Origin of the sequence: Limimaricola soesokkakensis (genome assembly GCF_900172345.1) — a bacterium.
Taxonomy (GTDB): domain Bacteria; phylum Pseudomonadota; class Alphaproteobacteria; order Rhodobacterales; family Rhodobacteraceae; genus Limimaricola; species Limimaricola soesokkakensis.
In genome coordinates this window covers 373,396-391,767 of sequence record NZ_FWFY01000004.1, presented here as the reverse complement: position 1 = coordinate 391,767, position 18,372 = coordinate 373,396, and the positions used below count along the sequence as shown (strand labels likewise).

General features: G+C 69.0%; 16 protein-coding genes. 11 read left to right on the top strand and 5 right to left on the bottom strand.

The window, feature by feature from the left end; genetic code table 11:
* Nucleotides 1-5 precede the first annotated feature (5 nt).
* The 4 genes from LOS8367_RS09555 to LOS8367_RS09540 all read left to right on the top strand — a co-directional run bounded on the left by LOS8367_RS09555 (nucleotide 6) and on the right by LOS8367_RS09540 (nucleotide 7,574).
* Nucleotides 6-974 (top strand): glycosyltransferase, encoded by a 969-nt coding sequence (locus tag LOS8367_RS09555; RefSeq protein ID WP_085896254.1) that lies wholly within the window; start codon nucleotides 6-8, stop codon nucleotides 972-974.
* The gene (locus LOS8367_RS09550; RefSeq protein ID WP_085896253.1) at nucleotides 971-5,536 is read left to right on the top strand and encodes a MupA/Atu3671 family FMN-dependent luciferase-like monooxygenase; all 4,566 of its coding nucleotides are present in this window, start codon (nucleotides 971-973) and stop codon (nucleotides 5,534-5,536) included. Before LOS8367_RS09555 ends, LOS8367_RS09550 begins: the two co-directional genes overlap by 4 nt.
* Complete coding sequence (locus LOS8367_RS09545; protein WP_106535032.1) at nucleotides 5,529-6,185, top strand: 4'-phosphopantetheinyl transferase family protein; 657 nt, start codon at nucleotides 5,529-5,531, stop codon at nucleotides 6,183-6,185. Before LOS8367_RS09550 ends, LOS8367_RS09545 begins: the two co-directional genes overlap by 8 nt.
* A gap of 120 nt (nucleotides 6,186-6,305) precedes the next feature.
* Nucleotides 6,306-7,574, top strand: coding sequence for a Wzz/FepE/Etk N-terminal domain-containing protein (locus LOS8367_RS09540; RefSeq protein ID WP_085896251.1), 1,269 nt, complete (start codon nucleotides 6,306-6,308; stop codon nucleotides 7,572-7,574).
* A 4-nt stretch (nucleotides 7,575-7,578) separates the two neighbouring features.
* On the opposite strand, the gene LOS8367_RS09535 is transcribed toward LOS8367_RS09540, so the two are convergent.
* The 5 genes from LOS8367_RS09535 to LOS8367_RS09515 all read right to left on the bottom strand — a co-directional run bounded on the left by LOS8367_RS09535 (nucleotide 7,579) and on the right by LOS8367_RS09515 (nucleotide 12,844).
* A complete protein-coding gene (locus LOS8367_RS09535) occupies nucleotides 7,579-8,499 on the bottom strand; it encodes a CpsD/CapB family tyrosine-protein kinase (protein WP_085896299.1) in 921 nt (306 codons plus the stop codon).
* A gap of 94 nt (nucleotides 8,500-8,593) precedes the next feature.
* Nucleotides 8,594-9,568, bottom strand: coding sequence for a glycosyltransferase family 2 protein (locus tag LOS8367_RS09530; RefSeq protein ID WP_085896250.1), 975 nt, complete (start codon nucleotides 9,566-9,568; stop codon nucleotides 8,594-8,596).
* On the bottom strand, nucleotides 9,565-10,806 hold the full coding sequence (locus tag LOS8367_RS09525) for a glycosyltransferase family 4 protein (RefSeq protein WP_085896249.1): 1,242 nt from the start codon (nucleotides 10,804-10,806) through the stop codon (nucleotides 9,565-9,567). The genes LOS8367_RS09530 and LOS8367_RS09525 overlap by 4 nt, the downstream gene beginning before the upstream one ends.
* Nucleotides 10,803-11,744, bottom strand: a complete 942-nt coding sequence (locus LOS8367_RS09520) for an NAD-dependent epimerase/dehydratase family protein (RefSeq protein WP_165761428.1) — start codon at nucleotides 11,742-11,744, stop codon at nucleotides 10,803-10,805. Before LOS8367_RS09520 ends, LOS8367_RS09525 begins: the two co-directional genes overlap by 4 nt.
* The gene (locus tag LOS8367_RS09515) at nucleotides 11,732-12,844 is read right to left on the bottom strand and encodes a Gfo/Idh/MocA family protein (protein ID WP_085896248.1); all 1,113 of its coding nucleotides are present in this window, start codon (nucleotides 12,842-12,844) and stop codon (nucleotides 11,732-11,734) included. Before LOS8367_RS09515 ends, LOS8367_RS09520 begins: the two co-directional genes overlap by 13 nt.
* A gap of 182 nt (nucleotides 12,845-13,026) precedes the next feature.
* Here LOS8367_RS09515 and LOS8367_RS09510 point away from each other — a divergent pair, with 182 nt between their 5' ends.
* The 7 genes from LOS8367_RS09510 to LOS8367_RS09480 all read left to right on the top strand — a co-directional run bounded on the left by LOS8367_RS09510 (nucleotide 13,027) and on the right by LOS8367_RS09480 (nucleotide 18,335).
* The gene (locus tag LOS8367_RS09510) at nucleotides 13,027-13,779 is read left to right on the top strand and encodes a WecB/TagA/CpsF family glycosyltransferase (RefSeq protein WP_085896247.1); all 753 of its coding nucleotides are present in this window, start codon (nucleotides 13,027-13,029) and stop codon (nucleotides 13,777-13,779) included.
* Nucleotides 13,780-13,906: 127 nt separating this feature from the next.
* Nucleotides 13,907-14,836 (top strand): ABC transporter ATP-binding protein, encoded by a 930-nt coding sequence (locus tag LOS8367_RS09505; protein WP_085896246.1) that lies wholly within the window; start codon nucleotides 13,907-13,909, stop codon nucleotides 14,834-14,836.
* A complete protein-coding gene (locus tag LOS8367_RS09500; RefSeq protein ID WP_085896245.1) occupies nucleotides 14,833-15,594 on the top strand; it encodes an ABC transporter permease in 762 nt (253 codons plus the stop codon). Before LOS8367_RS09505 ends, LOS8367_RS09500 begins: the two co-directional genes overlap by 4 nt.
* A 38-nt stretch (nucleotides 15,595-15,632) precedes the next feature.
* Nucleotides 15,633-16,427 (top strand): S49 family peptidase, encoded by a 795-nt coding sequence (locus LOS8367_RS09495; protein ID WP_207569245.1) that lies wholly within the window; start codon nucleotides 15,633-15,635, stop codon nucleotides 16,425-16,427.
* Nucleotides 16,427-16,606, top strand: a complete 180-nt coding sequence (locus tag LOS8367_RS09490) for a hypothetical protein (RefSeq protein WP_085896244.1) — start codon at nucleotides 16,427-16,429, stop codon at nucleotides 16,604-16,606. Before LOS8367_RS09495 ends, LOS8367_RS09490 begins: the two co-directional genes overlap by 1 nt.
* Nucleotides 16,606-17,556 carry a calcium/sodium antiporter gene (locus LOS8367_RS09485; RefSeq protein ID WP_085896243.1) on the top strand — a complete coding sequence of 317 codons (951 nt, stop codon included), beginning with the start codon at nucleotides 16,606-16,608 and terminating at the stop codon, nucleotides 17,554-17,556. Before LOS8367_RS09490 ends, LOS8367_RS09485 begins: the two co-directional genes overlap by 1 nt.
* On the top strand, nucleotides 17,553-18,335 hold the full coding sequence (locus LOS8367_RS09480) for an SDR family oxidoreductase (RefSeq protein WP_085896242.1): 783 nt from the start codon (nucleotides 17,553-17,555) through the stop codon (nucleotides 18,333-18,335). Before LOS8367_RS09485 ends, LOS8367_RS09480 begins: the two co-directional genes overlap by 4 nt.
* The last annotated feature ends 37 nt before the right edge of the window (nucleotides 18,336-18,372 follow it).

The following is an 18,372-nucleotide window of genomic DNA, read 5'->3' as shown; positions in this document are numbered from 1 at the left end:
GCGCGATGACAACTGTTCTGACGGTGATCCTGAACTGGCGCACGCCGGAGATGACGCTGCGCGCCGCCGAGAGCGCGGTGGCCGCGATGGCCGAGATCGAGGGCAGGATCGTGATCGTTGACAACGATTCCGGCGATGGCTCGGAAGAGCGGCTGCGCGCCGGCGTGGCCGCGCGCGGCTGGGGGAACCGGGTGCGCGTGGTGCAGTCCGGCCGCAATGGTGGTTTCGGCGCGGGCAACAATGCGGGCATCCGCGACGCCCTGGCCAAGGGCGAGCGTCCGGACCTCGTCTACATTCTCAACTCCGACGCCTTTCCCGAGCCTGGGGCGATCGCCGCTCTCGTCAAGCACTTGGCGACCCATCCCACGGCTGGTCTTGCCGGGAGTCTGATAAGCGATCCGGATGGTACGCCGCATCTTGCTGCCTTCCGCTTTCCCTCGCTCTTGTCCGAGATCGAGGGACCGTTGCGTTTCGGCCCTGTCTCGCGGCTTTTGTCGCGACAAAGGGTATGGATGGAGGTGCCGGAGCAGACTTGTCGGGTGGACTGGGTTTCGGGGGCCAGCCTGATGATCCGGCACGAACTGTTCGAGCGGATCGGCGGTTTCGACGAGACATTCTTTCTCTATTTCGAGGAAACCGACCTTTGTCGCCGCGCTCGCGACGCGGGTTTCGAGACCCATTTCGTGCGTGAAAGCCGCGTCACCCATATCGGATCGGTCTCGACCCGAATGAACGAGTGGCGCCGCGTTCCCGATTACTGGTTCGAGTCGCGCCGGCACTATTTCCGCAAGCATCACGGCGATGCGGGTGCGGCGGTGGCGACGCTGCTGCATCTCGCGGCGGGGGGGCTTCACCGGCTTCGCTGCGTTGCGATGCGGCGCGATCCGGGCGATCCGCCGCGATATTTACGCGACTTGCTGCGTCACGAATTGCGTCAGTTGCGGGCGACCCGGGCAAGGGAGGAAGCGGCATGAACGGCAGCGTTGCACTGATCGGCGCCACTGCGCTGAGTCTCGAGGCCGCGCGGTCGCTGCGCGAAGCGGGTTTTCGACTGGCGCTAGTGGCGAGCCGCTACCCGGAACTGGATGCCTTTGCCGAGGAGCACGGCATCCCCCGGCACGATCCCGACCGGCTCGACGATCTGCCCGAAGGCATCGACTGGCTTCTCAGCGCCGGGAATCTCGACTTGGTGCCGGCCCCCGCACTGGCGCGCTTCGCCGCAGGCGCCATCAATTTTCATGATGGGCCGCTGCCTGAGCGGGCCGGGCGCAATGCTCCGGTCTGGGCGCTGCTCGAAGGTGCACGTCGCCATGCGGTGACGTGGCACATGATGACGCCGGGCGTGGATGCGGGGGACATCCTGATCCGTCGCGATTTCGACATCGACCCGGAGGAGACCGCGCAGAGCCTCAATGCCCGTTGCTTTGCGCTGGCGCTCGAAACCTTGCCGGAGTTGATCGATCAGATGCGTCACGGGCTCCGGCGCCGGCCGCAGCCTGCGATCGAAGGCCGGGTGCACCGTGCCGCCGACCGGCCGGGTGCAGATGCACTGATCGACGGGCGTGGCCCGGTCGATGCGGCGCTGCGACTGGTCCGGGCGCTCGATCATGGTGCGCATCCGAACCCGCTATGCTGTCCCAAGCTCTCCCATGAGGGTCGGCTGCTGCTGATCGGCACGGCGCAGCTGCTCGCGTCCGGGGCGCAGCCCGAGCCGCCCGGCACGATCCGCGCGGCGATGGACGACGCGTTGGAGCTGGTCTTCGAAGACGGTGTGCTGCGGCTTTCGGGACTATCTCGGCCAGATGGCGCGCCGGTCGCGCTGCCCAAGGCCGGTACCCGGCTGGCGCCGATCCCCGACGCTGCGGCACTCACCATGCGTATGCAGCATGTTGCACGGGCCGAGTATGGCTGGCGAAGGCGATTGGAGGCGGTGCGTCCGGTGCCGTTGCCCGGCCTCGCGGTGGCACTTCCGATGCGTCCCGACATGCCTGATGAGCGCCGTTCGCTCGAACCGCGTGGGTCGGCGCGCCTTCGCGCCGCGGCCTGGGCGCTGCTGGCGGCGCGGCTCTGCGACGGGGCTGCCGATCTGGCACTGGTTCGGCCCGCCGCAGGGGACCCTCATGTGGCGGACTGGATTCCCCTGCGTGTCATTCCGGAACCGGGAGAAAGCCTGTCGCGCTTCGCTGACCGGTTCGACGCGGAGATGCGCGCCGCATGCGCCGAAGTCGGTTTCGCGGCGGATCTGCCAATGCGGCTTGGCCTCGCCACGCCCGCGTTGGCGTTGGGGCCAGCGCGGCCGCCCGGGGCGCGTCTCAGCTTCGATCCCGAAGCCGGTATCCTGCGAGCGGCGGGCGGCACGCTGTTACCCGGTGCGCTGGATCTGCTCGCGGCGCGCCTCATGACCATGATCGACGCCGATCACGATACGGCCTGCACGGCGCTGCCCGCGATGTCGCCGGGCGAACGCGCGCTGCTCCTCGAGGACTGGAACGACACCGCGGGTCCGGTGCCCGAGGGGACGATTCACGCCGCCATCGCCCGTCGCGCCGCCACCGCGCCGGAGACCGTCGCGCTGGTCTTCGGTGAGGAGCACCTCACCCATGCGGAGCTGGAGGCGCGCTCCAACCGCATGGCGCGGGTGCTGCGCGAGATGGGGGCGGGCCCGGGCATGCGCGTCGGGCTGCATATGGGCCGCTCGACCGAGATGGTGGTGGCGGCGCTGGCGGTCATGAAGTCCGGAGCCGCCTATCTGCCGCTCGACCCGGCCTATCCGCGCGAACGGCTCGCGCTCTATCTCGAAGATAGCTCTGCCGCGATCGTGGTCAGCGCCCCCGACATCGCGTCGGATCTGCCGATCGGCGAGGCGGCATTGCTGCGGCTCGACGATCCGCGATTGGACAAGGCCGAGGCCACGCCGCTCGATGAGGCCGCCACGGGTTCGGATCTTGCCTATCTGATCTATACCTCCGGCTCCACGGGCCGTCCCAAGGGGGTGATGATCGAGCACCGCCACGTGCTGAACTTCTTCGAGGGGATGGACGAGCGGGTGCCGCACCGGCCCGGCGACGCGTTGCTCGCCGTCACCTCGATCTCATTCGATATCTCGGTGCTCGAACTGTTCTGGTCTCTGTCGCGCGGCCTCAAGGTCGTGGTCCAGGGCGACGAGGAGCGGCTCTTGACCTCCTCGGAGACGACACCGGTGTCCGCAGGGGCCGGGCCGTCGCTGAGCCTGTTCTATTGGGGCCATGAGGCGGGGGACACGGACGACTATTCCCTGTTGCTCGACGGGGCCCGCTTTGCCGACGCGCATGGGTTCGAGGCGGTCTGGACGCCAGAGCGGCATTTCCACGGCTTCGGCGCGGCCTATCCCAACCCGGCGGTGACCGGTGCGGCGGTGGCCGCCGTCACCTCACGCGTGGCAATTCGCGCTGGCAGCTGCGTCGCGCCGCTGCATCACCCGGCGCGGATCGCCGAGGACTGGGCGGTGATCGACCGGTTGTCGGGCGGGCGTGCTGGGGTGGCGTTGGCGGCGGGCTGGCAGCCTCAGGACTTCGTGCTGCGCCCCGAAGCGGCGCCGCCCGCCAACCGCAAGGCGCTGCACGATGCAGTCGATGCCGTGCGCCGTCTCTGGCGAGGCGAAGCGGTGGCCTTTCCCGACGCGGCAGGCGAGATGCAGGAGGTTCTGACCCGACCGCGCCCGGTCTCGTCCGAGCTGCCCTTGTGGATCACCGTTGCCGGCAACCCCACGAGCTGGCGTGAGGCGGGGCTGGCGGGCGCCAACGTGCTGACGCATCTGCTGGGTCAGAGCGTCGCGGATCTGTCCTCACGGATCGCCGAATGGCGCGCCGCGCTGATCGAGGCTGGGCACGATCCGGCGTCCCGGCGGGTGACGGTGATGCTGCACACCTATCTCGCCGAGAGCCGCGCCGCCGCACGCGAGGTGGCGCGCGGCCCGATGATCGATTACCTGCGCTCGGCCAACGGGCTCATTGCGCGACATGCCGCGGAATTTCCGGCGTTTCGCCGTGGAGGGGGCGGTGCGGTCGACCCCGGCGCCTTGACGCCTGAAGAGGAAACGGCGGTCCTCGACCACGCCTTCGAGCGATATTTCGAAGGGCAGGGGCTGTTTGGCACTGTCGAGGACGGCTTGGCCCGGATCGAGGTGTTGCAGGCCGCCGGGGTGGACGAGATCGCCTGCCTGATCGATTTCGGGATCGCACCGGCTCAGGTGATGGAGGGGCTGCCGCGCCTCGCGGCGCTGGCGCAGCGGGAACGTCCTGCGGTCGATGATGCCGGACCACCGGCGAGTGACCGTTCGATCGCGGCGCAGATCCGCCGCCATGCTATCACCCATCTGCAATGCACCCCCTCGATGGCGCGGATGCTTGCCGCCGACGCGGTGAGCCGCGCCGCGCTGGGAGGTCTGCGCCACATGCTTGTGGGCGGCGAGGCGCTGCCCGCCGCGCTGGTCGAGGAGCTGCGCGGGGCCGGGGTCATACATCTGGAAAACATGTACGGCCCGACCGAGACCACGATCTGGTCGACCAGCGCCACGATAGAGGCGGGTCTCCCGGCCACGGTGATCGGTCGGCCGGTCCGCAACACCCGGACCTATGTGCTCGACGCGCAGATGTCGCCCTGCCCGGTGGGGGCGGAAGGCGAGCTGTGGATCGGCGGTGCGGGTGTGGCGCGCGGTTACTGGGAGCGGGCCGAACTGACCGCCGAGCGATTCCGTCCCGACCCTTTCCGGCCCGGTGAGCGGATCTACCGAACCGGGGATCTCGCACGCTGGCGTTCTGACGGATTGCTCGATTTCATCGGCCGCGCCGATGGGCAGGTGAAGCTTCGGGGGCACCGCATCGAGTTGGGCGAGGTCGAAGCAGCCCTCGACGCGATTTCGGGTTTTGGCCCCTGCGTCGCCGTGCTGCGCGAAGACACCCCCGGCGATACGCGGCTCGTGGCATATCTGGAGACGACGGAGCCAGTCGACGAGGCGGAGTTGCGCCGCGAACTGGCGACGCGTCTGCCGGCGATCATGGTGCCGGCACGAATCGTTGCTCTCGAGCGGTTTCCGCTGACGCCAAATCGCAAGACCGACCGCGCCGCCTTGCCGCCGCCGCCGGCACATCGTGCCACAGTCTCGCCCACGCCCGCAGATCCTGCGCCGAGCCCGGCAACCATCAAGGTCGCGGGCTTGCGTCGCGGTGCCGCAGCAACCGAGATCGCGGAGATCTGGCGGGAGCTTCTGGGGATCGAGGCCGTTTCGCCGAACGATAGTTTCTTCGATCTCGGCGGCCATTCCCTGCTGGCGGTGCGGGCGCATCGCGAAATTCGCGATCGGCTCGGCCTGCCGGATCTGAGGATCACCGATATCTTCGGCTTGCCGCGCCTCGCCGATCTCGCGGCCCGGATCGAGGCGGAACTGACCGCACCCGAGGCCGCCGAACCGGTCGCACCGCTCCCTTCGGCGAATGCACGGGACGAGATCATGGCGCGCCGCAGGCAGCTGCGGGCCCGGCGCCAAGGTCTTGGTTGAGCTTGCCGCCCTGATCGAGAGGCTTGGCGGCACTGGCACCGCCGCCGCGGTGGTGCGCATTGGTGCCGGACATGCGCTCTGGCCCGAAGAGGCGCCAGCCATGGCGCGGGCCCGTCTCGCCCGGCAAGCGGAATTCGCGGCCGGGCGGGCGGCGGCGCGGCTGGCGATGGAACGGCTCGACCTGCCGCCGCGGGCGGTCCCGATGGGACCGGATCGCGCGCCTGTCTGGCCACAGGGGATGCACGGCTCGATCAGCCATGATGACGGCCTCGCGGTTGCCGCTCTATGCCGGGTGGGCGATCTCGGTCTGGATCTGTCCGCCGCCCTGCCGCTGGAGCCCGCGCTCTGGCCCGAGATCGCCCTTCCGGACGAGATTGAGGCTGTCGGGTTGGAGCCAGGCCTTGCGGCCCGGCTCGTCTTCGGTGCCAAAGAGGCTGCCTATAAGGCGCAATATCCTCGGAGCCGCGCGCTGCTCGGCTTCGATGCCATGCGCGTTCAGGTCACGGGCGAGGGCCTCGCGGCACGGCTTTTGCGAACGGCTGGACCTTATGGGGCTGGGACCGTGTTTCACGGGGGGTGGGGGATATGTTCCGACCGCCTGATCGTGGTCATGCGGGTTCCGCCCGGGTTTCGCGGCCTGCAACAGTGAGTTGACCGGGCGGTTCGCCATGGTCAGATGCTGCCCAAGGCCGTAGATTGTGGCTCGGGTGTGGCGGAAATTGGACCGGCGCGGGCGGCCTTCGGCCCTTGCGACGAACGGGAGCTGGTCATGGAACATCTTGCCTCGCTGCGCGACCTGCGCGGCGCGCTGCGCCGCCGGGCTTGGGCCATCGCCCTTGTCTGTGTTCTGGGAATTCCATTCGTTCTCTGGTTCGCGATGACGCGGCCGCCGGTCTTTCAGGCAACCGCGGTGATCCAGATCGAGACGCCGCTGGTCGATGCCGGGGGCGACGCCGCCGTCATCGCCGACACTCAGCTTGACCTGATTGAGCAGCAGGTGATGGCGCGAGAGAAGATCCTCGAACTGGCCGAGCGGTTCGATCTGTTCGCCCTCCTGCCGCCGCATGAGCGGCTCGTGCAGACCCGCGCCTCGATCGAGATCACCAAGCTGGTGAACCCGGCCTTGGCTTGGCGCCCTGAAACCGTGCCCTCCGGCTTGTCGATCACGGTCGAACTCGACGAGCCGCAGCTGGCTGCCGATCTCGCCAATGCCCTGTTGCAAGAGATCGTTGCCGCCGCGCAGAGCCGGCGCGAGGGCCGCACCGCGCGCACGCTCGATTTCTTCGAAAGCGAGGAGGCGCGGCTCGGTGCGGAACTGGCCGCGCTTGAGGAGGAGTTCGCGCGGTTCCAAGAGGGCCGCTTCGACTCGCTGCCCGGCAGTCTCCCGGCCCAGCGTGAACAGCTCTCGGGGTTGGTGGCGCAGCGGATCGACCTCGAACAGCAAATCATTGCCTTCGAGACCAGTTCGGACCGGCTGCGGGAGGACGAGCTGACGCGCCGCCGCAGTCTGCTCGAACAGCAGCGGCAGCTGATCGCCGACAACATCGCCCGGATCGAGGCGGCACTCGCGGCCGCGCCTGAGACCGAGCGCCGCTACAACGATTTCGTGCGCCGCCGCGAACAGCTGCAGCAGGCGCTCTCTGCGGTCACCGCCCGGCGCACAGAGGCCGCGATGGCGCAGCTGCTTGAAAGCCGTGACGAGACCACGCGCTTCGAGATCCTCGAACGGGCGGTGCCGCCCGATTACGCGGTCTCCTCCTCGCGCCGCAAGATCGCGGTCGCAGGCGGGTTCGGCGTGCTTCTGGCGGCGCTTGGTCTGGCGCTGTCGCTTGAGGCGGTAAACCCGCAGATCCGCACCGCCGCGCAGATGGAGCGGGCGCTCGGCGTGCGACCGGTCGTGGTGATTCCCGAATTGGATCGGCGTCAGGCACGGCGCCGCGCCCGGGCCGCGCAGCGGCGGGATGCCGGACGCTTTCTGGGGATTTGGGGCCGGCTGCGCGGCGGGATGCGGGGGTGGTGGCGCCGGTTGCCGATCTAACCTCCTAGCCGCTGCCCGAGGCGTGGTCTTCCTCGGCGCGGTTTAGGATCATGCCGAGGATCGGCTTGTCCTCGCCGATGCGGCGCACGGCCTCGCGGATCTGCTCGGCGCTGTTGTGGCCGCCGCCCACTACCATCAATACGCAATCGTAGCGGCTGCGGAACGCGGTCACGTCGTCCTGGCTCAGCGCGGGGGGCAGGTCGAACAGCACTGCGTCGGGGGCGATCTCCTCCTGCATCTGGTCGAGCACGGCCGCGGTCTTGGGGTCCTGCAGCAGCTCGGCCGCATAGGTCTCGGAACGGTCGTTGAGGCCGACCGCGAGCCCGCCGATGCCAAGCAGGTTCTGCCCGACGCGCTGCAGCTGGGTGCTGCTGGACGTGGCGCCGCGCAGCCAGTCGGCGATCGGTCCCGGCGCCGGCGCGCCCAGAACCTCGGCGAGTCCCGGCGCCCTCAGGTCGAGATCGAGCAGCACGGTACGGCGGTTTTCATAGCGCGACAATGCGATGGCGAGGTTGGCAGCGGTGAAGGTCTTGCCACAGCCCCGCGTCGGCGACGTGATCGCCACACGTTTCCAGCCATGCTCGTCGAGCGCCTGCAGCAGGCGGGTCCGCAGCAGGTCGAAGGCGGTATGGGCGGGGTCGCGGCGGCTCGCGGTGATGACGAGGTTGCTCTCGAGTACGGCTTCGTTCACCGGAATCTGGCGCAGGCTGCCCCACAGGTCATGCAGCTGCGGCAGCCGGACCTCGTCTTCGCCTAACACGGCGGCGCGCAGCGCCCGGGTGGTGTCGTCGGTCTCGGCCGGGGCTGGCCCGGCAGGCGAGGGAGACGCGGGCTTCGGCTGCAATGCCGCGATCCGGTCGAGAATCGCCGTGCGCGCCCCGGGCTCAAGCCGCCTCCGCCCGTCGCGCCTGCTGCGTTCGCTCATCTCCGCCATTCCCGTCACCGGCCAAATCGGCGCGAGGATAGACCGGAAACGGGGGCGAGAATAAGCCCCGATCGGGCCGTGCCCGGCGGTGCGGCTAGCGGTACTCGATCAGCCGCATTTCGTGTTTGCGCAGCCGACGCAGCCGGTAGGTCAGCATGCCCTGCGCATTCGGAAACTTCGACAGGACCAAGAGCCCTGCGAGGCCGAGGGCGCGCCGGAGCGGCTGGCCCGTCCGCCGCAGCTTCAGCGCGCTGCGCCCCCAGCTCACCGCCAACAATGCCGTCGCGATCAGAAGCGCTGCCGTGCCCCATGCGATTATTCCTGCCAGCGCCACTGCGGGGAGCGCCATTCCCCATAACCGCACCCGGCGTCGCTCGGCCGTGAAATGTCCGGGGTGGCGGTCGCCTACCTCGGCGAAGCCGTGGCCCGCGCGCACCGCGCGGCGCCACCACTGGCCCAAACGGGTCATCGCGATGTCGTGGCGGGTCATGACTTGCGGCAGGCGGTGCACGCGCAGACCGAGGCCCCGCACCCGCAGGCACAGATCCTCGTCCTCCGAGCAGATGATCGCGCCGTCGAAGCCGCCGATCCGCTCGAACAACTCGGTGCGCAGCATCATGTCGCCGCCGCAGGCCGGGATGTCGCCGGCAGGGCGGTGCCATTCCCATTCGGCCATGGCGTTGTAGAGGGTGGCGTCGGGGGCGATCTCGCTGCGCCAGCCGGTCACGATGCCGATGCCCGGATCGGCGGCAAGTGCCGATGCGCCCGCCTCCAGCCAGCCCGGCTCGAGCGTGCAATCGCCATCAACGAACTGCACGAACTCGGGCAGCCCTGCCTCCCGCAATGCTTCGAATCCTGCGTTGCGGGCGCGGGCCGCGGTGAACGGGGCTCCGGCGTCGAGTTCGATGATCCGCGCTCCGGCCGCGCGGGCGATGTCAAGGCTGCCATCGGTCGATCCGGAATCGACATAGACCACCTGCGCCCCGCTGTTTTCGAGGGAGGCGAGGCAGGCGCCGAGCCGCGCGCCTTCGTTTCGGCCGATGACCACGACGCCGATCCGCGCGGTCATGAGATCGGCTCCGGGCGGACCGGTCCGCCAGGGCCGTCGCGCAGCAGCCGCGCCAGCCGCGCCGCCTCGCCGGCAGCGTCGAACTCGGCCAGCACCCGGGCCTGCCCCTCGGCCCCCATTGCGCTACGGCGCGCCGCGTCACCCGCGAGGGCGACCATCGCCGCTGCCAACGGCGTTTCGGCTCCCGGCGGCACCAAAAGGCCGGAGCGGCCGTCATCGACCAGTTCGGTCACGCCGCCCACCCGCGTGGCGATCACCGGCCGGCCAGCGGCCATCGCCTCCATCAGCACAACGGGTACCCCTTCGGCGAAGGAGGGAAGGATCAGGATGCCCGTCTCTTTCAGCATCCGTGCCACCTCGGCCTGTCCCTTGTAGCCGTGGAACCGCACCGCGGCTTCGAGGCCGAGTCTGCGAGCCATGGTCTCGAACGCCGCGCGGCTCTCTCCGTCGCCCACGAGGTCGAGCGTCAACTCTGGTCGCATAGCCCGTGACTGCGCCAGCGCCTGCAACAGCACCGGCACGCCCTTGACCGCCGCCAGCCGGCCGATGAAGAGCATCCGGTCCTCGGGCGGGGGCGGAGCATCTGCATAGAGACCCGGGTCCACGCCGCAATGCACCACGTGCAGCTTGTGCCAGTGGGCGGGGTCCGAGAACAGCATTGCCTGCGACCGCGCGAAATCAGAGATGCAGGCTACGAAGCGCGCACGCGCGATCTTCTCGCCCAAGGCCCAGTGTTCCGGGGCGAAGAAGATGTCCGGGCCGTGCAGGGTGAAGCTGTGCGGGATGCCCGATATCTCGGAAGCGAGCATGGCGACGGTGCCGGAGGATTTGGCGATATGGTTGTGCAGATGGGTGATGCCGCGCCTCTTCATGCGTTGCGCCAGAACCAGAGCCTCGCCGAAATAGATCAGGTTGTAGATGCGGCCCCGCACCCCCTTGGGGGCCGTGCGCCATGCCAGCGCCAGGGCACGCAGGAAACGGCCCGGGTTCCGCAATGCCGAGAGCTTGGCCCGGATCATGCGCCACGGGTTCAGCATGGCCTCCAGCAGGTGAAAGGTTTCTGCGGCCTCGGTGCGCTGCTCGGGGCCGACATGGTGCGACGGGTCGGTGCGCCGCACCGAGGCGGTCTCGACCGCGACACCGAGGCGGCGCAGCGCCGCGACCTCGCGCTGGATGAAGGTGTCGGTGGCGCGGGGGTACTCCCCGGTGAGCCACATCAGCGGTCCGAGGCCGGTCATGCCCGGGCCCGCCGCGCATCGGCCATCGCCGCCTCTAACCCGGCCTCGGCCCGAAAGCCCAGCGCATGGGCCCGGGCATTGGCGTATCGCAGCGGCATCAGCCGCGCGCGCAGTACCTCGCGCCGCAGCAACCCCGGCAGGCGCGGGCCCAGCGGTGTCAACGCGCGGGCCGCCATGTCGAATCCGCGCCAGCCCAGCGGCAGGCCGCGCCGGCCCAGTGCAGCAAGGAAGCGCGCCCTGTCGGGGCGATCATCGTCGAGAGCGTGGATCAACTCGATTGTCTGCGCCTGCGGCCGGGTCGCCGCGAGCAAGAGGATCTGCGCGGCATGCGGCAGCCAGCACAGCGGCAACTCGCCCGCGTGGCGCGGCCCGAGGACCAGTGGCCCCAGTTCGATCCCCATATGCGCGTTCCACAGCCGACCCGCCCCGAAGATCGCCCCGGGCCGGACGATCCGCAGCTGCGCGCCGTATCGCGCCGAGATCTCGCAGGCGTCTCTCTCCTGAGCGAGCTTGGCGCGGGTATAGGCGTCGCGCCGCTCGGGGTGTGGCTCGACGGGCGTCGCCTCGTCCACGAGGGCAAATGGCGCGAGATCCCGGGCTCCCAGCACCGAGATCGAGCTGACCAGCACCAGCCTTGCCCCGGCCTGCGCGGCCCGCTGCAACAGAGCGGCACTCGGCGTTACCGTATCGCGGGCCTGCGCCGCGTCATCGCCCGACATCCGCGCGGCGGCATGGATCACCGCCGCCGCGCCGTCGAGCGCTGGCAGTTCGTGGCGCAGATCGGCGCGGATCACGTCGATGCCGGGGTCGGCGGCCCAAGCTTCGGGTGGATCGCCGCGCAGGATCGCGCGCACTGGATGGCTCTTCTCTCGCGCCCGCGCGACCACGGCGCGGCCGAGGAACCCACCCGCCCCGGTGACGGCGATCACGTCGCCCACGGCATCGGCTCCATGGGATCGCAGCGCGTTTTCATGTCGCGCACGGCCCCCTCCTGGATCGCCAGCGTCACCTCGGTCAGGTGCAGCGCATAGTCTCCGGCGAGGCGGCTCTCGCGGCCTGCCGCGATGGCGTCAAGCATCTCGGCGGGCCCAAGCGCGAAGTCCATCCGCGCCGCACCGCGGCGGCGCGGCTTCGGCTGATGCGTGCCCTTGAGCGATACGTCGCGCGCCAGCGGGCTTTCCAGCAGGCGGCGACGCAGCCGCATCCGGCGGCGATATCGCACCGGCGCGTGGTTGTCCCAGGCACGGCCCACTTCGATCACCCCCTCATCGCCGAAGATCCGCAGCCGATGGTCGTGCGGTGCCGCGATCGAACAGGTGAGCCGCGCCACCGGCCCGCTTTCGAAGAATAGCGCCGCGACCGAGAAGTCCGGTGCCGCGTGCCGCAGCCCGGGCTTGTCGGGAATGACCTCGGCCGCAGCAGAGACCACGCGGCTCACCGGCCCCAGATGCGCGATCAGCCAGGACAGCCAGTAGCCCGCATGTTCCAGCGTGCAGCCGGTGGCGAACTCGTCCTCGGCCGGCCAAGGCGCGCCGCTCTCACTCTTCCAGTCGCGGTAGGGCGCCTGCGGGATGAAGCCGTCATCGAGCTCGGCATAGATCAGCCGCGGCGTGCCGCCGACGCCCATACGCAGCGCCCGTCCCAGCCCCTGCGCCGATTGCGACAACACCGACGAGGGTGCCGTGGCGAGCTGCAGCCCGCGGGAGCGGGCAAGATCGTGCAGCGACTGGGCGGTCTCCATGTCGGTGACGAGCGGCTTTTCGGACCAGACGTGGCGGCGGGCGCGCAGGCAGCCGCGGATGATCGTCTCGTGGCTCTTGGGATTGGTCAGGTTCAGCACGAGCCCCTCGGCGGGCAGTGCCTCGCAGGCCGCGGCTGGGTCCGGCAGCGGCGTCAGGCCCCAATGCGCGCAGAAGGCGGCCTGTCGCGCAGCGTCGCGGTCATGCGCCCCCAGCACCCGGATTTCGGGATGCGCCATCAGGCTGCGCATGTAGAGATCGGCGACATAGCCGCATCCGATCACTGTAACGTCCTTCATCGCGGCGCGGCTCCGTTGTGTCGCATCGGGCTCCGGCAGGCTTGCCGGTCCGGAGCCGCTCGGTACAGAAGGGAGATGGCGACAATCGGGCGGCCAAGGGTTCCCCGTCCGTATCGCTAAGCGAGTGCGGCCGGCGCGCCAAGGGGCCGGATCGCGATCCGGCGGAGCCAGAGGAAAGAGCGATGGAATTCGATCACGGCGCCGGGCGGGTCCGGGTGAACATGACCGATCAGGCGGCGCTCATGGCCGAAATCGGTGCACGTCTCGCGGCGCGACGCGGCTTCGCGCTGGCTACGCTCAACCTCGACCATCTGGTGAAGCTGCGTAGTGACGCTGGCTTTCGCGCAGCCTACGCGGCTCAGGACCTCGTGACAGCCGATGGCAACCCGGTGGTGTGGCTGTCGCGTCTGGCAGGTCGCCAAGTGGCGCTTTTACCCGGTGCCGACCTGATTGTGCCGCTCGCGCGGTTGGCGGCGGCTCGGGGCGTTCGGGTGGCCTTCATTGGTGGTACGGAGCACAGCCTCCGGCAGGCCGCGGATGCGTTGGCGCGGCAGGTGCGGGGGTTGGAGGTGGTGGAGCGAATCGCGCCGCCGATGGGCTTCGATCCCGACGGGGACGCTGCCGATGCCGCGCTTGATTCGGTGGCCCGCAGCGGCGCCGGTCTCGTGTTTCTCGCGCTGGGCGCGCCCAAGCAGGAGCGGCTTGCAGCGCGGGGCCGGGCGCGGCATCCGCAGCTGGGCTTCGTCTCGATCGGTGCCGGGCTCGATTTCCTCGCGGGGCATCAGCGCCGGGCGCCATGGCTGGTGCGGCGGCTGGCGCTCGAATGGCTCTGGCGCGCGGCCTCGAACCCCTCCCGCCTTGCCGGACGTTATGCGCGCTGCGCCGCGATCCTGCCGGGCGAGGCGTTCAGGGCGTGGCGGCTGCGAAGCCGTTGAGACGCGTTCCCACCGGTTACGGCCGATAGCCCTGTGCGCTGATGCGCGGAGATCGCGGTATCGCCGGGGTTTCGTGTGCAACGGCCCGCCGCTATCGTCCCGGCAATTCCATAGAAGGCTCCGTAGCATGGCCCCTATCGTGTCGGTCCGTGACCTGACCAAGACCTATGCGGGCGGTTTTACCGCCCTTGACGGCGTGTCGCTCGATATCGAGGAGGGCGAGATCATCGCACTGCTCGGACCGAACGGTGCTGGCAAGACGACGCTGATCTCGACGATCTGTGGCATCACCATGCCCACGGGCGGCACCGTCGAGGTCGGGGGCCACGACGTCGTGCGCGACTGGCGGCGGGCCCGCGACCTGATCGGACTGGTGCCGCAGGAGATCGCGCTAGAGCCGTTCTCGACCGTATGGAACAACGTGCGCTTCACCCGGGGTCTGTTCGACCGGCCGCGCGACGATGCGCATCTGGAGCGGCTGCTGCGCGACCTGTCGCTCTGGGAGAAGCGTGATGCCAAGGTGATGGAGCTGTCGGGCGGCATGAAGCGCCGGGTGCTGATCGCTAAGGCGCTGAGCCACGGTCCGCGGATACTGTTTCTCGACGAGCCGACGGCCGGCGTCGACGTGGAACTCAGGCGCGACATGTGGCGCGTGGTCGAACGGCTGCGCGGGGAGGGGGTCACGATCATCCTCACTACCCATTACATCGAGGAGGCCGAGGCCATCGCCGACCGGATCGGCGTCATCTCCAAGGGCCGGATCATGCTGGTCGAACGGACCGAGGACCTTATGCGGCGGCTGGGTCGCAAGGAACTCCGGATCGAGTTGGCCGAGCCGGTGGAGACGCTGCCCGACACGCTGCGCCGCGAGGGGCTGGAACGGGTCGATGGCGGCCAGGCGCTGGTCTATACCTATGACACCCATGCCGAGCGCACCGGCATCACCGCGCTTCTCGCTGATCTGCAGGCGGCCGGTCTGCAGCTGGCCGATCTCTCCACATCCAATTCCAGCCTCGAAGAGATCTTCGTCGGGCTGGTGAAGGAGGACGCGGCATGAATTTCGGCGCCGTATCCGCGATCTACAGGGCCGAGATGGCCCGCTTCTTCCGCACGCTGCTGCAGAGCTTCATCTCGCCGGTGATCTCGACCTCGCTCTATTTCGTGGTGTTCGGCTCGGCCATCGGCGGCCGCATCCAGGAAGTCGAGGGCATCCCCTACGCCGCCTTCATCGTGCCGGGGCTCGTGATGCTTTCGGTGATGACCCAAGCGACCTCGAACGCCAGTTTCGCGATCTATTTCCCGAAGTTCATCGGCACGATGTACGAGTATCTCTCGGCCCCGATCAGCTTCTTCGAGGTGACGTTGGGCTTCGTGGGCGCTGCCGCGACCAAGGCGCTGTTCATCGGGCTGGTGATCCTCGCCACCGCGACACTCTTCGTCGATCTCACGATCCTGCATCCGGTCTCGATGCTGGCTTTCCTGATCCTGACCTGCATCAGCTTCTCGCTTTTGGGCTTCATCATCGGCATATGGGCCAAGAATTTCGAGCAGTTGCAGCTGATCCCGCTTCTGGTGATCACACCGCTCGTCTTTCTGGGCGGCAGTTTCTACTCGATCTCGATGCTGCCTCCGGCCTGGCAGGTGGTCACCCGCTTCAACCCCGTGGTGTATCTGATCTCGGGCTTCCGTTGGTCCTTCTTCGGGCAGGCCGACGTGCCGATCGGGGTGAGCCTTCTGGCGATCTCGGGCTTCACCGCGCTGTGCCTCGGGATCATCTGGCTGATCTTCCGCACCGGCTGGCGGATCCGCTCCTGACCTTGTGATGGGGCAGGGCGGGGCCTAGATGTCGGAGCATGATGCACTGGCTGCCGTTCCGCCCCAAGGGCCCCGTCGTTTCCGTCATTCGCCTGCAGGGCGCCATCGGCATCGCCGGGCGTGGCCTCGACGATGCGGGCACCGCCGCGATGATCGAGAAGGCGTTCAAGCGCGGCAAGCCCGCCGCCGTCGCCATCGAGATCAATTCGCCCGGCGGCTCGCCGGTGCAATCGGCGCTGATCGCCGCGCGAATTCGCCGGCTGTCAGAGGAAAAGGGCGTGCCGGTGCTGGCCTTCGTCGAGGACGTCGCGGCCTCGGGTGGCTACTGGCTCGCGGCGGCGGCGGACGAGATTTTTGCCGATCGCGGTTCGATCATGGGCTCGATCGGGGTGATATCGGCGGGCTTCGGCGCGCATGAGCTGCTCGAGCGCAAGGGCATCGAACGGCGTGTGCATACCGCCGGCAAATCGAAGAGCTTTCTCGACCCGTTCCGCCCCGAAAAGCCCGAGGACGTGGCCCGGCTGGAGCGCTGGCTCTCTGAGATGCACGAGTACTTCATCGACCACGTGAAAAGCCGTCGTGGCAATCGGATCGCCGAGGACCCGGACCTGTTCACCGGTGAGATCTGGATCGGCCAGAAGGCGGTCGAGAAGGGGCTTGCCGATGGGATCGGCCATCTCGTGCCGACCCTCAAGGCGCGGTTCGGCGACAAGGTGCGGCTGCGGCGCTATGCCAAGCGGCGGCCCTTCCTGAGCCGCTTCGGCGCGGCGCTGGCCGCGGAGACGATGGGCATGATCGAGGAGCGCGCGGGTTTCGCCCGCTTCGGTCTTTGATGCTGATCAAGATCGTCACGCTGTTTCTGGTGGGCATGGTGGTGCTCGCGATGTTCGGAAAGCTGCGGCTCCCGAAGCCCAAGGGGCCGAAGGGCCTACTCGGGCGGGGGAACTGCGCCGCCTGCGGGCGGCCGAGGATAGGCAAGGGGCCCTGCCCCTGCGGAAAGGACAGGACTTGATGGACTGGCTGTTGGTGGCGGCGGGGCTCGTGCTCCTCGTCTTCGCGGGCGACGCTTTGGTGAAGGGCGCGGTGAATTTGGCGCTGCGCCTAAGCATTCCGGCGCTGATCGTGTCGCTGACCGTGGTGGCCTTCGGCACCTCGGCGCCGGAGCTGCTGGTATCCGTGGACGCGATCCTCAAGGGCACCCCCGGCATCGCGCTGGGCAATGTCGTCGGCTCGAACGTCGCCAACGTGCTGCTGGTCCTCGGCATTCCCGCCCTGATCACCACGCTGCACGCCAGCGGCGGATCGGACACCCGGTCGAGCTTCCTGCAGATGATGGGGGCCACCTTCCTGTTCATGGCGCTGGCCTTCACCGGCGTGCTGTCCTGGGGCGCGGGCCTGTTGCTGCTCGCGGCGCTGGCGGCGATGCTGATCTATGCGGCCCGCGTGGCGCACAAGCACCGCAACGGCAATGGCGGCGAACTCTCCGAGGAGGAGGTCGAGGGTGCCGACCCGAGGATGCGCGGCTGGAAGGTCGCGGCCTATCTGCTGGCCGGTGTCATCGGCCTGCCGGTGGGCGCCGACCTGCTGGTGACGGGCGCGGTGTCCATCGCCGAGACCTTCGGCGTCTCGGATGCCGCCATAGGTCTCACCCTCGTCGCGATCGGCACCTCTCTACCGGAGCTTGCAACGACCGTCATGGCCGCTATCCGTCGTGAAGCCGATGTGGCGATGGGCAACGTGATTGGATCGAACATGTTCAACCTTCTTGGAATTCTCGGGGTAGCGAGCCTCGTGGGGCCGATCCCCGTGGGCGCCGAGTTCCTCGGCTTCGACCTGTGGGTGATGCTGGCGGCCTCGCTGCTGCTGGTGCCCTTCGTCTACTGGGGGCGCGACGTGACGCGCGGCTGGGGCGTGGCGCTGACCGCGCTCTACGTCGCCTATGGCGTGACGGTGCTGGCATGAAGGCGCGGGCACTCGTCACCGGCGCGGGCGCGCGGCTGGGCCGCGCCATGGCGCTCGATCTGGGGCGTCGCGGCTTCGACGTGATCGTGCATTACAACACCTCTAGAGGCCCTGCCGAGGAAGTGGTGGCCGAGATTCGCGCCATGGGCCGCGATGCGCATGCGCTGGAGGCCGACCTGCTTGACGAGGCGGCGACCCAAGCGCTGGTGCCGCGCGCCGTCGAGGCGCTGGGCGGGCCGATCACCTGCCTCGTCAACTCCGCCTCGATCTTCGAATATGACAGCATCGAGAGCGCGACCCGCGAAAGCTGGGACCGCCACATCGAAAGCAACCTGCGCGCGCCCTTCGTGCTGACCCAGAGGGTCGCCGAAGGGATCACCGAGCCGGGCCGCGATGCGCGCGGTGAACCGGTGGCGCAGGGCCTCGTCGTCAACATCATTGACCAGAGGGTGCGCAAGCTGACGCCGGACTTCATGTCCTACACCATCGCCAAGATGGGGCTCTGGGCCTTCACCCGCACCGCCGCGCAGGCGCTGGCACCGCGGCTGCGGGTCAACGCCATCGGCCCCGGCCCGACGCTGCAAGGTGCGAAGCAGAGCGACGAGCACTATGCCGCGCAGCGCGCCAACACCGTGCTGCAGCGCGGCTCCAACCCCGAGGACATCTGCGCGGCGCTGGGCTACTTCCTCGACGCGCCCGGCGTCACCGGGCAGCTTCTCTGCGTCGATGGCGGCCAGCATCTGGGCTGGCAGACGCCCGATATCCAAGGTCACAACTGATCTTGCGCACGGCCCCGTCCACCGGTTCGTCCACCGG

Excerpts from the sequence above, each read along its gene's own strand:
- LOS8367_RS09530 (WP_085896250.1), bottom strand. The coding sequence starts at position 9,568 with ATGACCGCGCGGATCGGCGTCGTGGTCATCGGCCGAAACGAAGGCGCG.
- LOS8367_RS09540 (WP_085896251.1), top strand. The coding sequence starts at position 6,306 with ATGGAACATCTTGCCTCGCTGCGCGACCTGCGCGGCGCGCTGCGCCGC.
- LOS8367_RS09490 (WP_085896244.1), top strand. The coding sequence starts at position 16,427 with ATGCTGATCAAGATCGTCACGCTGTTTCTGGTGGGCATGGTGGTGCTC.
- LOS8367_RS09510 (WP_085896247.1), top strand. The coding sequence starts at position 13,027 with ATGGAATTCGATCACGGCGCCGGGCGGGTCCGGGTGAACATGACCGAT.
- LOS8367_RS09480 (WP_085896242.1), top strand. The coding sequence starts at position 17,553 with ATGAAGGCGCGGGCACTCGTCACCGGCGCGGGCGCGCGGCTGGGCCGC.
- LOS8367_RS09505 (WP_085896246.1), top strand. The coding sequence starts at position 13,907 with ATGGCCCCTATCGTGTCGGTCCGTGACCTGACCAAGACCTATGCGGGC.
- LOS8367_RS09495 (WP_207569245.1), top strand. The coding sequence starts at position 15,633 with ATGATGCACTGGCTGCCGTTCCGCCCCAAGGGCCCCGTCGTTTCCGTC.
- LOS8367_RS09500 (WP_085896245.1), top strand. The coding sequence starts at position 14,833 with ATGAATTTCGGCGCCGTATCCGCGATCTACAGGGCCGAGATGGCCCGC.
- LOS8367_RS09485 (WP_085896243.1), top strand. The coding sequence starts at position 16,606 with ATGGACTGGCTGTTGGTGGCGGCGGGGCTCGTGCTCCTCGTCTTCGCG.
- LOS8367_RS09525 (WP_085896249.1), bottom strand. The coding sequence starts at position 10,806 with ATGACCGGCCTCGGACCGCTGATGTGGCTCACCGGGGAGTACCCCCGC.
- LOS8367_RS09535 (WP_085896299.1), bottom strand. The coding sequence starts at position 8,499 with ATGAGCGAACGCAGCAGGCGCGACGGGCGGAGGCGGCTTGAGCCCGGG.
- LOS8367_RS09515 (WP_085896248.1), bottom strand. The coding sequence starts at position 12,844 with ATGAAGGACGTTACAGTGATCGGATGCGGCTATGTCGCCGATCTCTAC.
- LOS8367_RS09550 (WP_085896253.1), top strand. The coding sequence starts at position 971 with ATGAACGGCAGCGTTGCACTGATCGGCGCCACTGCGCTGAGTCTCGAG.
- LOS8367_RS09555 (WP_085896254.1), top strand. The coding sequence starts at position 6 with ATGACAACTGTTCTGACGGTGATCCTGAACTGGCGCACGCCGGAGATG.